A 13,558-nucleotide genomic window follows, 5' to 3' on the forward strand; every position below is an offset into this window, starting at 1 on the left:
AACTGCCGAACTGGTGTACCGGTCAGCGCTGCTTGAGCAGCTCCTCGATCCGGCCGCGGACGTCGTCGGTGTCCAGGCCGCGGATCGTCAGCGTGGTGCGGCGACGCGCCACGTCGTCCACCGACTCGGCCCACTCGTGGTCGCGGGCGTAGACGACCTGCGCCCAGATCTCGGGCCCGTCCGGGTGGATGCGCTCGCCCAGCGACGGGTCCTCGTTGACCAGGCGGGCGATGTCGAAGGAGAGCGAACCGTAGTGGGTGGCCAGCTGGCGCGCCGTCAGCGGGTCCATCCGTACGCCCGGCTCGCGGTCGACCAGCAGCCGGTGCGCCACCGCGTTGGGGTTGGCGACACCGGGCAGCGGGGTGCGCCGCACCAGGTCCTTCACCGGCACCGCGTTTTCCATGGCCTCGGCGCTTCCTCCGCCGGGCAGCTTCTCCAGCTTGTCCATCACCGTGCGGCCGATGTGCCGGTAGGTCGTCCACTTGCCGCCCGCGACCGACAGCATGCCGCCCCGGCCCTCGGTGACCACCGTCTCGCGCTTGGCGGACTCCACGCCGCCGGGGCCGCCGGGCAGCACCCGCAGCCCCGCGAACGCGTACGTCATCGCGTCGCGGTCCAGGTCCGCGTCCCGCACCGAGAAGGCGGCCTCGTCCAGGATCTGCTGGATGTCGGACTCGGTCGCGGTGACGTCGGCCGGGTCGCCGGTGTACTCCTCGTCCGTGGTGCCCAGCAGCAGCTGGTCCTCCCACGGCAGCGCGAAGGTGATGCGGTACTTGTCGATCGGGGTGGCCATCGCGGCGCGCCACGGCGACTTGCGCTTGAGCACCAGGTGGGCGCCCTTGGACAGCCGGATGGAGGGCGCCGCACCGCTGTCCTCCATGGTGCGCAGGTGGTCCACCCACGGCCCTGTCGCGTTCAGCACCAGGCGCGCGTTGACGCCGAACTCCGTGCCGTCCGTGCGGTCCTTGAGCTCCGCGCCGGTCACCCGGCCACCGGTGAAACGCAGCCCGGTGACCTCCGCGTGGTTGAGCACCGCGGCGCCCGACTCGACCGCGGCGCGGACCGTCATCACGGCCATCCGCGAGTCGTTCATCTGGTGGTCGCCGTAGACCGCGACGGCCTTGAGGTTGTCGGTGCGCAGCGCGGGGTTGTCCGCCGCCGCCTTCGCCGGGGAGATGACGCGGCCGACGCCGTCGCCGAACGCGGACAGCGCCGAGTAGGCGAAGACGCCCGCGCCGAGCTTGGCCGCGCCGTGCGGACCGCCCTTGTAGACGGGCAGGTAGAAGGTGAGCGGGTTGACCAGGTGCGGGGCCACGTCCTTGGCCAGCACCCGGCGCTCGTGATGGTTCTCCGCGACGAGTTTGACCGCGCCGGTCTGCAGGTACCGCAGGCCGCCGTGGACCAGCTTCGAGGACGCGGATGAGGTGGCGCCGGCGAAGTCGCCGGCGTCCACCATCGCGACCCGCAGCCCCGACTGCGCGGCGTGCCAGGCGACCGAGGTCCCCAGGATGCCGCCGCCTATGACCAGCAGGTCGTACGTCGCGTTCGCGAGCAGCCCTCTGGTCTCTGCGCGGCCAGGATTGCTGCCGGCAGTCGGGTGCGTCCCGAGGGTGGGGACGCTCTGCAGGGTGTTCATTGCTCTCAGTTCTCCTCTTCGATCCAGCCCATGGTCCGCTCGACGGCCTTGAGCCAGTTCCGGTACTCCCGCTCGCGCGTGTCCGCGTCCATGCGGGGGGTCCATTCCGCGGCGCGCTTCCAGTTGGCCCGCAGCTCGTCGGTGTCCGACCAGAAGCCGACGGCCAGGCCGGCCGCGTACGCCGCGCCGAGACAGGTCGTCTCGGCCACCATCGGACGGACGACCGGGGCGTCCAGTACGTCCGAGATGGTCTGCATCAGAAGGTTGTTCGCGGTCATGCCGCCGTCGACCTTGAGCGAGGAGAGCTCCACCTCGGAGTCCTTCTGCATCGCGTCGACGATCTCCCGCGTCTGCCAGGCGGTGGCCTCCAGCACCGCGCGGGCCAGGTGCGCCTTGGTGACGTAGCGGGTCAGGCCCGCTATGACGCCGCGCGCGTCCGAGCGCCAGTACGGGGCGAACAGCCCGGAGAAGGCCGGGACGAAGTAGGCGCCGCCGTTGTCCTCCACGGAGCTGGCCAGCGTCTCGATCTCCGCGGCGCTGTTGATCAGCCCCATCTGGTCGCGCATCCACTGCACCAGAGAGCCGGTGACCGCGATGGAGCCCTCCAGCGCGAAGACCGGCTCCTGGTCGCCGATGCGGTAGCCGACCGTGGTGAGCAGCCCGTTGTAGGAGTTGACCGGCTCGTGCCCGGTGTTCATCAGCAGGAAGGTGCCGGTGCCGTAGGTGGACTTCGCCTCGCCCTCCTCGAAGCAGGTCTGGCCGAACAGCGCCGCCTGCTGGTCGCCGAGCGCGGAGGCCACGGGCAGCCCCGCCAGGTCACCGGTCGCCTCGCCGTACACCTCGGCCGAGGAGCGGATCTCGGGCAGCAGCGCCATCGGGATGCCGAGCGAGGAACAGATCTTCTCGTCCCAGCTCATGGTGTGCAGGTTCATCAGCATGGTGCGGGACGCGTTGGTGACGTCCGTGACGTGCCTGCCGCCGTTGGGGCCGCCGGTCAGGTTCCAGATGACCCACGAGTCCATGGTGCCGAAGAGGATCTCGCCCTTCTCGGCGCGCTCGCGCAGCCCGTCCACGTTGTCGAGCAGCCAGCGGATCTTCGGACCCGCGAAGTACGAGGCCAGCGGCAGCCCGGTCTCGCGGCGGAAGCGGTCCTGGCCGACGTTGCGGCCCAGCTCCTTGCACAGCGCGTCGGTGCGGGTGTCCTGCCAGACGATGGCGTTGTGCACCGGCTTGCCGGTGGCCTTCTCCCACAGCAGGGTCGTCTCGCGCTGGTTGGTGATGCCCAGCGCCAGCACGTCCTGCTTGGTTATCCCCGCCTTCTCCATCGCGCCGCTCACGACCTGCTGGACGTTGGTCCAGATCTCGGCCGCGTCATGCTCGACCCAGCCCGGCTTCGGCAGGATCTGCTCGTGCTCCTTCTGGTCGACCGCGACGATCCGGCCGTCCTTGTCGAAGACGATGCAGCGGCTGGAGGTGGTGCCCTGGTCGATGGCCGCGATGAAGGGCCCGCCGCCGTGTGCGGAGGCGTGGGTCTCGTGGGTGTCGCTCATGGTGTGTGTGCTCCGATGCGTCGTTGTGTCGGTCTGCCGGCCGGGGTGGCGGCCCGCCGCCTGGCGGGGCTCCCCGGGCGAGGGCTCATCCCCACGCGAGGTTGTAGACGCCCGCGGCGATCGCGGCGCCGGCCAGCGGCCCCACCACCGGGACCCAGGCGTAGCTCCAGTCGCTGCCGCCCTTGTTGGGCAGCGGCAGCACCGCGTGGATGATCCGGGGACCGAGGTCACGGACCGGGTTGATCGCGTAGCCCGTCGGGCCACCGAGCGAGAGACCGATACCGACGACGACCAGCGCGGTGATCAGGGCGCCCATCCGCCCGAGGCCGACGCTGCCGTCGGCGTCCTTGACCAGGCCCTGCGTGAGGATCGCGATGATCAGCACGAAGGTGGCGATGACCTCGGTGAGGAAGTTCAGCAGCGGCTTGCGCACCTCGGGGGAGGTGAAGAAGACGCCGTGCACCTGGCCCGGGTTCGCGTCCTTCATCTCGGCGGCGTCGGGCTCGCGGAGAGTGACCTGGAACTGACTGTAGTAGGCCAGCCAGACGAGGACCGCGCCGATCATGGCGCCGAGCAGTTCGCTGCCCATGTAGACGGGCACGTCGCCCCAGGGGGTGTCGCCCTTGATGGCGAGGGCCAGCGTCACCGCCGGGTTCAGGTGGGCGCCCGAGGACTGCGCCACGTAGGCGCCGGTGAGCACCGCGAAGCCCCAGCCGAAGGCGACGGCCACCCAGCCGGCCTCGAACGCCTTGGAGCGCTTCAGGTTGACGGCGGCGCACACGCCGCCACCGAGGAGGACCAGCAGCATCGTGCCGAGGACCTCGCTCGTGAAGATGTCGGAGCTGGACACCCGCGGACTCCTTTGTCCTGTTGTCTTTGGGGGTACCCCCGGCCGGAGGCTGGGGGAGGATAAACGGGTCGGGTCGGTAAGCCGGTCGTTTTCCCGTCCGGCGTTCGACAATGTCGACCGCTGAACGGCAACTCTTCTCCTCTACGGAGGTCGCGTCAAGGGGCTGTGACGGATCACTCCCGGGTGCCCATCGTGCGCGCCCGCGCCCCGTCCGGCACGTCGGAGCGGGCCACCGGAGCGGGCAGGGCGGCCGGCGGGGCGGGCACGGGCCGACGGGGCGCCGCACCCCGGCGCCCCGTCGGCCGCGCCCCCTCAGAAGCGCCGCGCACCCAGGTCGCGCGAGACCGCGCGCGCCGTGTCCCTGACGGCCGCGACAAGCAACGGACGCAGGTCCTCGCCCTCGCAGACCCGCTCCACGGCGCCCGTGATCCCCACCGCGCCCACCGGCATCGCGCGCCGGTCGTGGATGGGGGCCGCCACCGAGGCGAGGCCGTCCCAGGTCTCCTCCACGTCGGACGCCCAGCCGCGCCCCCTGGTCAGCTCCAGGGCCGCCTCCAGGCCGTCCTCGCCGGTCACCGTCCGCTCGGTGAAGGCCTGCCGCTCCCCGTCCAGCGCCTCGCTGAGCGCCACCGGGTCGTAGGCCGTCAGCACCTTGCCCAGCGCCGTGCTGTGCAGCGGCTGCATGGCGCCCACCTCCAGCACCTGGCGGCTGTCGTCCGGGCGGAAGACGTGGTGCACGATCAGCACGCCCTGCTGGTGCAGGACGCCCAGATAGACGCTCTCGCCGCTGGAGCGGGCCAGGTCGTCCGTCCACACCAGGGCGCGTGCCCGCAGCTCGTGGACGTCCAGGTAGCTGTTGCCCAGACGCAGCAGCTCGGCGCCCAGCTGGTAGCGCCCCGTGGCCGCGTCCTGTTCGATGAAGCCCTCCTGCTGGAGAGTGCGGATCAGACCGTGCGCGGTGCCCTTGGCGAGGTCGAGCGCGGTGGCGATCTCGGAGAGCCCGAGCCGTCGCTCACCGCCCGCGAGCAGCCGCAGTACGGCTGCCGCCCGCTCCAGCGACTGGATGGTCCGGGCCATCGGTCCTCCCTGACCTGCCGTTCCGTCATTCGACAATGCCGAACGGTATCGCTTCATGTCGACGCGCCGGTAGTCGGGATCGAGCCGTGATCGTCCCGCGGAGTGTCCGATGGTCGGAATGTCGACCTGCGCTCTTGCGCCCGCCCGCTACGCTGACCGGGTGCGCTGCCTCACGGGCGCGCAAAGCCGACAGCCGTCGCAACCCAGGGAGCCTCTTCCATGGCATCGAGTTCGAAGTCGCCGCTCAGCACGTCCGCATCCTCGGACCCCACCCGGGCAGACGCCCTTCGCCAGGCACTGGCCTCGCGGGTGGTCGTCGCCGACGGAGCGATGGGGACGATGATCCAGGCGCAGGACCCGACGCTGGAGGATTTTCAGCAGCTCGAAGGCTGCAACGAGATCCTGAACGTGACCCGCCCCGACATCATCCGATCGGTCCACGAGGAGTACTTCGCCGCAGGCGTCGACTGCGTGGAGACCAACACCTTCGGCGCCAACCACGCGGCGCTGGGGGAGTACGACATCACCGACCGCATCTTCGAGCTCTCCGAGAAGGGCGTGGCGATCGCCCGCGAGGTCGCCGAGGAGTTCGAGACGTCCGACGGCCGGATGCGCTGGGTGCTGGGCTCCATGGGCCCCGGCACCAAGCTGCCCACCCTCGGACACGCCCCGTACGCCACCCTGCGGGACGCCTACCAGTGCAACGCCGAGGGCATGATCGCCGGCGGGGCCGACGCGCTGCTGGTGGAGACCACCCAGGACCTGCTGCAGACCAAGGCGTCGGTCATCGGCGCCCGCCGGGCCATGGAGGCCACGGGCGTGAGCCTGCCCCTGCTGTGCTCGGTCACCGTCGAGACGACCGGCACCATGCTGCTCGGCTCCGAGATCGGCGCGGCCCTCACGGCGCTGGAACCGCTGGGCATCGACATGATCGGCCTGAACTGCGCCACGGGCCCGGCCGAGATGAGCGAGCACCTGCGTCACCTGGCCCAGCACGCCCGCGTCCCGCTCTCCTGCATGCCGAACGCCGGTCTGCCGGTGCTGGGCAAGGACGGCGCCAGCTACCCCCTCACGCCCCAGGAGCTGGCGGACGCGCACGACACCTTCGTCCGCGACTACGGCCTCTCCCTGGTCGGCGGCTGCTGCGGTACGACACCCGAGCACCTGCGCCAGCTCGTGGAGCGGGTCCGCGGCATGGAGCAGAGCGCGCGCGAGCCGCGGCCCGAGCCGTCGGCGGCCTCCCTCTACCAGGCGGTGCCCTTCCGCCAGGACACCTCGTACCTGGCCATCGGCGAGCGCACCAACGCCAACGGCTCCAAGAAGTTCCGCACGGCCATGCTGGACGGCCGCTGGGACGACTGCGTGGAGATCGCCCGGGAGCAGATCCGCGAGGGCGCCCACATGCTCGACCTGTGCGTCGACTACGTCGGCCGCGACGGCGTCGCCGACATGGCGGAGCTGGCCGGGCGGCTGGCCACCGCCTCCACGCTGCCGATCGTGCTGGACTCGACCGAGATCTCCGTCATCCAGGCGGGGCTGGAGAAGCTGGGCGGCCGCGCCGTCATCAACTCCGTCAACTACGAGGACGGCGCCGGAGCCGACTCCCGGTTCGCCAAGGTCACCAAGCTGGCGGCCGAGCACGGCGCGGCCCTCATCGCGCTGACCATCGACGAGGAGGGCCAGGCCCGCACCGCCGAGCACAAGGTCGCCATCGCCGAACGCCTCATCGAGGACCTGACGACCAACTACGGCATCCGCGAGTCGGACATCCTCATCGACACCCTGACCTTCACCATCTGCACGGGCCAGGAGGAGTCCCGCAAGGACGGCATCAACACCATCGAGGCCATCAGGCAGCTCAAGCGCAAGCACCCCGACGTGCAGACGGTGCTGGGCCTGTCGAACATCTCCTTCGGCCTCAACCCGGCCGCGCGCATCGTGCTCAACTCCGTCTTCCTCGACGAGTGCGTCAAGGCGGGTCTGGACTCCGCGATCGTGCACGCCAGCAAGATCCTGCCGATCGCCCGCTTCGACGACGAGCAGGTCGAGGTCGCCCGCGACCTGGTCTACGACCGGCGCAGCGAGGGCTACGACCCGCTCCAGAAGCTCATGCAGCTGTTCGAGGGCGCCACCGCGAAGTCGATGAAGGCGGGCAAGGCGGAGGAACTGGCGGCACTGCCGCTGGAGGAGCGCCTCCAGCGCCGGATCATCGACGGCGAACGCAACGGCCTGGAGGCCGACCTGGACGCCGCCCTGGAGGAGCGCCCCGCGCTCGACATCGTCAACGACACGCTGCTCGCCGGGATGAAGGTCGTCGGTGAGCTGTTCGGCTCGGGCCAGATGCAGCTGCCCTTCGTGCTCCAGTCGGCCGAGGTGATGAAGGCGGCCGTCGCCCACCTCGAACCGCACATGGAGAAGTCCGAGGACGACGCGGGCAAGGGCACGATCGTGCTGGCCACGGTCCGCGGCGACGTCCACGACATCGGCAAGAACCTGGTGGACATCATCCTGTCCAACAACGGCTACCAGGTCGTCAACCTCGGCATCAAGCAGCCGGTGGGCGCCATCCTGGACGCCGCGGCCGAGCACAAGGCCGACGTGATCGGCATGTCGGGCCTGCTGGTGAAATCCACGGTGATCATGAAGGAGAACCTGGAGGAGCTCAACCAGCGCAAGATCGCCGACGACTTCCCCGTCATCCTCGGCGGCGCGGCCCTCACCCGTGCCTACGTCGAACAGGACCTGCACGAGGTCTACGAGGGCGAGGTCCGCTACGCCAAGGACGCCTTCGAGGGGCTGAGCCTCATGGACGCCCTGATGGACGTCAAGCGCGGCGTGCCCGGGGCCAAGCTGCCCGAGCTCAAGCAGCGCCGGGTGGCCAAGCGCACCATCGACATCCCCGAACCCGAGGAGAACGACGGCTCCATCCGGTCCGACGTGGCGGTGGACACGCCCGTGCCCACCCCGCCTTTCTGGGGCACCCGCGTCATCAAGGGCATCGGCCAGCACGACTACGCCTCCTGGCTCGACGAGGGCGCGCTCTTCAAGGGCCAGTGGGGGCTCAAGGAGTCCCGCAAGGGCGACGGGCCCTCCTACGCGGAGCTGGTGGAGGCCGAGGGCAGGCCGCGGCTGCGCGGCTGGCTGGAGCGGTTGCAGACGGAGAACCTGCTGGAGGCGGCCGTCGTCTACGGCTACTTCCCCTGCTACTCCAAGGGCGACGACCTGATCCTGCTCGACGAGCAGGGCAACGAGCGCACCCGTTTCACCTTCCCCCGCCAGCGGCGCGGCCGCCGGCTGTGCCTGGCGGACTTCTTCCGCCCCGAGGACTCGGGCGAGACGGACGTCGTGGGCCTCCAGGTCGTCACCGTCGGCTCCCGGATCGGCGAGAAGACCGCCGAGCTGTTCGCGGACAACGCCTACCGCGACTACCTGGAGCTGCACGGCCTCTCGGTCCAGCTGGCCGAGGCGCTGGCCGAGTACTGGCACGCGCGGGTCCGCGGCGAGCTCGGCTACGCGGGCGATGACCCGAACGAGATGCAGGGCATGTTCGACCTGAAGTACCGGGGAGCGCGCTTCTCCCTGGGTTACGGTGCCTGCCCCAACCTGGAGGACCGGGCCAAGATCGCCGAGCTGCTGCGCCCCGAGCGGATCGGCGTCGAGCTCTCCGAGGAGTTCCAGCTCCACCCCGAACAGTCGACCGACGCCATCGTGCTGCACCACCCCGAGGCCAAGTACTTCAACGCCCGCTGAGCGTGCACGTCGTAGACTGATCGGTCCGGTACAGGCCGGTCGTCCCCTTCCACCGGTAGGGAGGGGACGACCGGCCTTGTCGTCCCTTTGGAGGTGTTCGCGGATGGCCGGTACAACCCCCGCCGTCACCACCCTTACGGGTGAAGAGCCCGCGCTGCAGGCCGTGCTGCTGGACATGGACGGCACGCTCGTCGCCACCGAGGACTACTGGTGGGACGCGGAGGTGGAGGTCTTCGCCGAGCTGGGCCACCAGCTGCTGGACGAGTGGCGGCAGATCGTGGTCGGCGGCCCCATGTCGCGCAGCGCCGGGTTCCTCATCGAGGCCACGGCGGCGGACATCGCCCTGGACGAGCTCAGCGTGCTGTTGAACGCCAAGTTCACCGAGCGCCTCGACAAGGGCGTCGAACTGATGCCCGGGGCGCGCAGGCTGCTGGCCGAGCTGGCCGCGCACCGGATCCCCGCGGCCCTCGTCTCGGCCTCCCACCGCACCGTGGTGGACCGCATGCTCACCTGGATCGGGCGGGAGAACTTCGCCCTCACCGTCGCGGGGGACGAGCTGGTGCGCACGAAGCCCCATCCGGACCCCTATCTGATCGCGGCGCGCAGGCTGGGGGTCGATCCGGCACGGTGCGCCGTTGTCGAGGACACCGCCACCGGCGTCGCCGCGGGGGAGGCCGCGGGGTGCCAGGTCGTGGCCGTCCCCTCCATCGCGCCCATCGAGCCCAAGTCGGGGCGCACCATTGTGCGTTCACTCGAAGAAGTCGATCTCGAATTGCTGCGTTCCCTGATCATGGTCGCTCGCTGAACGCCCGGCATTTCGCCGCCAGCCGCATTGCCGGGCGCCCCGGGAAACACCGTCACGGGCGGGTGGCGGGCGGATTCCGTGAGCCGTCGGAGAAGGACGAATTCCGGTGTCCGCTGCCCGGATTGGTCCAGTGACGTTCGTCACGTTCGGCCCCCTCGACAAGCGGTCGCCTGTGTGGTGCTCCTGTGACTGGTGAGGAAAATGTCCTTCCCTTGTGTCCGCATTGATGGGGCGACGCCAAATACGTCCCGACGTCCGGATAGCGGACAGGAAGCCCGTGGTTCCTGTCCGTGAAAGCTCCCTGGTGACCAGGGCTTCAAGGATTACCCGAGCGGACGATTAATGTCGGAGCACCGGCCATTCCACCTCCTGCAACAAACCCCGGCCGGGCGAGGAGATCGTCGACGATGAACCGTAAAACTCTGGTGCTGCCCGTGCTCGTCGGGCTTCTCGCGCCGGCTCTCGCCGCATGCGGGTCGGAAGAGGGCGGGAGCGCGGACGGCGAACCCATCGTCGTCGGCACCACGGACCACTTCGCGGTCAGCAAGGGCGCCCCGGCCCCGTTCGACCCCGCGGCCGCGTACGACGTCGCCGCCTGGAGCGTCATGCGCAACACCTTCCAGACGCTGCTGCGCCTGCCCCGCACCGGCACCTCGCCCGAGATGGACGCCGCGTCCAAGTGCGGCTTCACCGACGCGCAGAACGAGCAGTACCGCTGCACCGTGCGCAAGGGCCTGACATTCTCCAACGGTAACGAGCTCGACGCCAAGGACGTCGCGTTCTCCCTCCAGCGGCTCCAGCGCATCAACCACAAGGGCGGGCCCGCCGTACTCTTCAGCAACCTCGACCGCGTCGAGGCGCGAGGCAAGCGCGAGGTCGTCTTCCACCTGAAGAACCCCGACGCCACCTTCCCGTACAAGCTGACCACCCCCGCGGCCGCCATCGTCGACAGCCAGACCTACCCGGCCGACTCCCTGGTCCGCGGCTCCGAACTGACCGGCTCTGGCCCCTACGCGCTCGACCGCATCAACGCCAAGTCCGCCGTACTCACCAAGAACCCGCACTACAACGGCGACCTGGAGATGCACAACAACAAGATCGAACTGCGCTTCTTCGACACCTCGCGGTCCATGGAGAGGGCACTCAAGGCCGACAAGATCGACGTGATGGGCCGCACCATCTCGCCCGACCGGGTCAACCAGCTCGAAAACGCCCGGGACAAGGGGATCGAACTGGTCGAACAGCCCGGCCAGGAAATCCGCTACCTCGCCTTCGACACCGACGACGACACCGCGGGCAAGAAGGCCGTCCGCCAGGCCATGGCCCAGCTCGTCGACCGCAAGGAAATCACGCGCGACGCCTACGACCGCAGCGCCGAGGCCCTCTACAGCCTCGTGCCCGCCGGGCTGACCGCGCACCGCAACTCGTTCTTCAGCAAGTACGGGGAGCCCAGCAAGGAGAAGGCCGAGCGCATCCTGAGCGGCGCCGGCATCCACAAGCCCGTCGAGCTGACCCTCAGCTACACCACCGACCACTACGGCGACGCCACCGCCAAGGAGTTCGCCACCCTCAAAAAGCAGCTCAACGACAGCGGCCTGTTCAAGGTGGAGACCAAGGGCGTCGAGTGGAGCAAGTTCCGCCCCGCGGCCACCAGCGGCAAGTACCAGGTGTGGGGCTACGGCTGGTACCCGGACTTCCCCGACGCCGACAATTTCATCGCACCCTTCTTCGAGAAGGACAACTTCCTCGGCTCGCCCTACACCAACCGGAAGATCCGCGACAAGATCGTCCCGCAGACCCGCCGGCAGACCGAACGCACCTCGACCACCGAGGCCTTCGGACGCGCGCAGGACATCGTCGCCGAGGACGTGCCCGTCCTGCCGCTGTGGCAGGGCAAGCAGTACCTGGCGGCGGGCGACGACATCACCGGCGTCGAATGGGCGCTCAGCTCCTCCTCCGTGCTCCAGCTCTGGGAACTGGGCCGCGGCGAGGAAGGCTGACGGCCGGCCCCGAGGCCCGGGTGGGCGTGGCCGTCGCGACGGGGGAGGGGAAGGGACGACGGCCGCCGCCAAGGGGGAAGGCGACGCCGCCGCCCGAATGCTGAGGCGACGGCCGCCGGCCGGGACGTCGTGCCGCGAGCGGCTGCCGGCCGGCACGTCGGGCCGGGAGCCTTCCGGTGGAGACGTCGGGCCGGGAGCCGCTCCCCCTGGAGACACCGGGCTGCGGGGAGACACCGGGCCGCGAACGGCCGCCGGCCCACGCCGGCGGCCGCGAGCGGCTACGCGGAGCCCGGCCGGACCAGGCCGCTCTCGTACGCGTACACCGCCGCCTGCACCCGGTCGCGCAGCCCCAGCTTGGTCAGCACGTGGCCGACGTGGGTCTTGACCGTCGTCTCGCTCACGAACAGGTCGGCGGCGATCTCCGCGTTCGAGAGCCCGCGCGCCACCAGCTTCAACACCTCGACCTCGCGCTCGGTCAGCTGGTGCAGGGTGTCAGGCACCGGCTCCTCGCCCGAGGGCAGCTTGCCCGCGTACTTGTCCAGCAGCCGCCGCGTGATGCTGGGCGCCAGCATCGCCTCGCCCGCCGCCACCACCCGGATGGCCTGCACCAGCTCCCCGGCCGGCGCGTCCTTGAGCAGGAACCCGCTCGCGCCGGCCCGCAGCGCCTCCACCACGTACTCGTCCAGGTCGAAGGTGGTGAGCACCAGCACCTTGGCCGGGCCGTCCTTGGCCGGGCCCGTGATCCGCCGGGTGGCCTCCACCCCGTCCATCCGCGGCATCCGGATGTCCATCAGCACCACATCGGGCTGGAGCGCCCGCACCTGATCCAGCGCCTGCAGGCCGTCCCCGGCCTCACCGACCACCGCCAGGTCCTGCTCGGCCTCCAGAATCATCCGGAAGCCGGTGCGCAGCAGCGGCTGGTCGTCCACCAGCAGTACGCGGATTGCCACAGGAACTCCTTCGGCGGGGCGGCAGCGGTCGCCCCATTCTCACCCAGGCGCCGGGGCGGCCCGCTCAGTCCCCCGCTTCGGGGGCCGCCACCTCCTCGGCCGCGCGCGGCTCCGGGAGCCGCGGCTGGATCATCAGCGGATACGGCGGGGGAGTGCCCCCGAACTCCGGGCAGTGCGCCTGGTGGTCGCACCAGCCGCACAGCTTGCCCGGCTTGGGCCGCCAGTCACCCGTCTCCGTCGCCCTGCTGATCGCGTCCCACAGCGCCAGCAGCTTGCGTTCCGTGGCCCGCAGGTCGCCCTCCTGCGGGTCGTAGGTGAGCACGTCGCCGCTGCCGAGAAAGACCAGCTGCAGCCTCCGGGGCAGCACGCCGCGCAGCCGCCACAGCACCAGGGCGTAGAACTTCATCTGGAACAGCGGCCCGTCCGCGTACTCGGGGCGCGGCGCCTTGCCCGTCTTGTAGTCGACGATGCGCACCTCACCCGTCGGTGCGACATCCACCCGGTCGATGATGCCGCGCAGCCGCAGCCCCGACTCCAGCCGGGCCTCCACGAACAGCTCCCGCTCGGCGGGCTCCAGCCGGGTGGGATCCTCCAGGGTGAACCACCGCTCGACCAGCTCCTCGGCCTGCGTCAGCCACTGCGCCAGTTGGGCGCCGTCCTCGGCGAACAGCTCCGCCAGCTCCGGCCGCTTGGCCAGCAGCCGCTCCCACTCGCCGGCCACCAGGCCCCGGGCGCGGCCCGCGCTGCGCTCGGCCGCAGGCGCGTCGAAGAGTCTTTCCAGCACCGCGTGCACCACCGTGCCGCGGGTGGCGGCGGCGGAGGGTTTCTCCGGCAGTTTGTCGATCACCCGGAAGCGGTAGAGCAGCGGGCACTGCATGAAGTCCGCTGCCCGGGAGGGCGACAGCGAGGTCGGCGGTGTGGCCGCGCGGGTTTTCATGGG

Annotated in this window: 9 protein-coding genes; 3 read left to right on the forward strand and 6 right to left on the reverse strand. The window is 70.4% G+C overall.

What is annotated here, in order from left to right; translation table 11 throughout:
* Nucleotides 1-22: 22 nt before the first annotated feature.
* The 4 genes from DTL70_RS04490 to DTL70_RS04505 form a co-directional block, all read right to left on the reverse strand.
* Nucleotides 23-1,636, reverse strand: coding sequence for a glycerol-3-phosphate dehydrogenase/oxidase (locus tag DTL70_RS04490; RefSeq protein ID WP_114020501.1), 1,614 nt, complete (start codon nucleotides 1,634-1,636; stop codon nucleotides 23-25).
* Nucleotides 1,637-1,641: 5 nt separating this feature from the next.
* Nucleotides 1,642-3,186, reverse strand: a complete 1,545-nt coding sequence (gene glpK, locus DTL70_RS04495; protein ID WP_114020502.1) for a glycerol kinase GlpK — start codon at nucleotides 3,184-3,186, stop codon at nucleotides 1,642-1,644.
* An 85-nt stretch (nucleotides 3,187-3,271) separates the two neighbouring features.
* Entirely contained in the window at nucleotides 3,272-4,036 is a 765-nt protein-coding gene (locus DTL70_RS04500) for an MIP/aquaporin family protein (RefSeq protein ID WP_114020503.1), read from the reverse strand.
* Between the two features lie 312 nt (nucleotides 4,037-4,348).
* On the reverse strand, nucleotides 4,349-5,113 hold the full coding sequence (locus DTL70_RS04505; RefSeq protein ID WP_114020504.1) for an IclR family transcriptional regulator: 765 nt from the start codon (nucleotides 5,111-5,113) through the stop codon (nucleotides 4,349-4,351).
* A 219-nt stretch (nucleotides 5,114-5,332) separates the two neighbouring features.
* Between DTL70_RS04505 and metH the strand changes: the two genes are divergently transcribed.
* The 3 genes from metH to DTL70_RS04520 all read left to right on the forward strand — a co-directional run bounded on the left by metH (nucleotide 5,333) and on the right by DTL70_RS04520 (nucleotide 11,668).
* On the forward strand, nucleotides 5,333-8,863 hold the full coding sequence (metH, locus tag DTL70_RS04510; protein ID WP_114020505.1) for a methionine synthase: 3,531 nt from the start codon (nucleotides 5,333-5,335) through the stop codon (nucleotides 8,861-8,863).
* Nucleotides 8,864-8,966: 103 nt separating this feature from the next.
* Nucleotides 8,967-9,668 carry an HAD family hydrolase gene (locus tag DTL70_RS04515; protein WP_114020506.1) on the forward strand — a complete coding sequence of 234 codons (702 nt, stop codon included), beginning with the start codon at nucleotides 8,967-8,969 and terminating at the stop codon, nucleotides 9,666-9,668.
* 407 nt (nucleotides 9,669-10,075) lie between these two features.
* Nucleotides 10,076-11,668 carry an ABC transporter substrate-binding protein gene (locus DTL70_RS04520; RefSeq protein ID WP_181860778.1) on the forward strand — a complete coding sequence of 531 codons (1,593 nt, stop codon included), beginning with the start codon at nucleotides 10,076-10,078 and terminating at the stop codon, nucleotides 11,666-11,668.
* Nucleotides 11,669-11,946: 278 nt separating this feature from the next.
* On the opposite strand, the gene DTL70_RS04525 is transcribed toward DTL70_RS04520, so the two are convergent.
* Nucleotides 11,947-12,618 carry a response regulator gene (locus DTL70_RS04525; RefSeq protein ID WP_114020508.1) on the reverse strand — a complete coding sequence of 224 codons (672 nt, stop codon included), beginning with the start codon at nucleotides 12,616-12,618 and terminating at the stop codon, nucleotides 11,947-11,949.
* A 64-nt stretch (nucleotides 12,619-12,682) separates the two neighbouring features.
* Nucleotides 12,683-13,555, reverse strand: a complete 873-nt coding sequence (locus DTL70_RS04530) for a RecB family exonuclease (RefSeq protein ID WP_114020509.1) — start codon at nucleotides 13,553-13,555, stop codon at nucleotides 12,683-12,685.
* Between the last annotated feature and the right edge of the window lie 3 nt (nucleotides 13,556-13,558).

It is taken from the genome of Streptomyces diacarni (genome assembly GCF_003323715.1).
GTDB classification, from domain to species: Bacteria; Actinomycetota; Actinomycetes; order Streptomycetales; family Streptomycetaceae; genus Streptomyces; species Streptomyces diacarni.

Bases quoted from the DNA above. Each gene is read 5' to 3' on its own strand.
- DTL70_RS04515 (WP_114020506.1), top strand. From the start codon at position 8,967: ATGGCCGGTACAACCCCCGCCGTCACCACCCTTACGGGTGAAGAGCCC.
- DTL70_RS04490 (WP_114020501.1), bottom strand. From the start codon at position 1,636: ATGAACACCCTGCAGAGCGTCCCCACCCTCGGGACGCACCCGACTGCC.
- DTL70_RS04530 (WP_114020509.1), bottom strand. From the start codon at position 13,555: ATGAAAACCCGCGCGGCCACACCGCCGACCTCGCTGTCGCCCTCCCGG.
- glpK (WP_114020502.1), bottom strand. From the start codon at position 3,186: ATGAGCGACACCCACGAGACCCACGCCTCCGCACACGGCGGCGGGCCC.
- metH (WP_114020505.1), top strand. From the start codon at position 5,333: ATGGCATCGAGTTCGAAGTCGCCGCTCAGCACGTCCGCATCCTCGGAC.
- DTL70_RS04520 (WP_181860778.1), top strand. From the start codon at position 10,076: ATGAACCGTAAAACTCTGGTGCTGCCCGTGCTCGTCGGGCTTCTCGCG.
- DTL70_RS04505 (WP_114020504.1), bottom strand. From the start codon at position 5,113: ATGGCCCGGACCATCCAGTCGCTGGAGCGGGCGGCAGCCGTACTGCGG.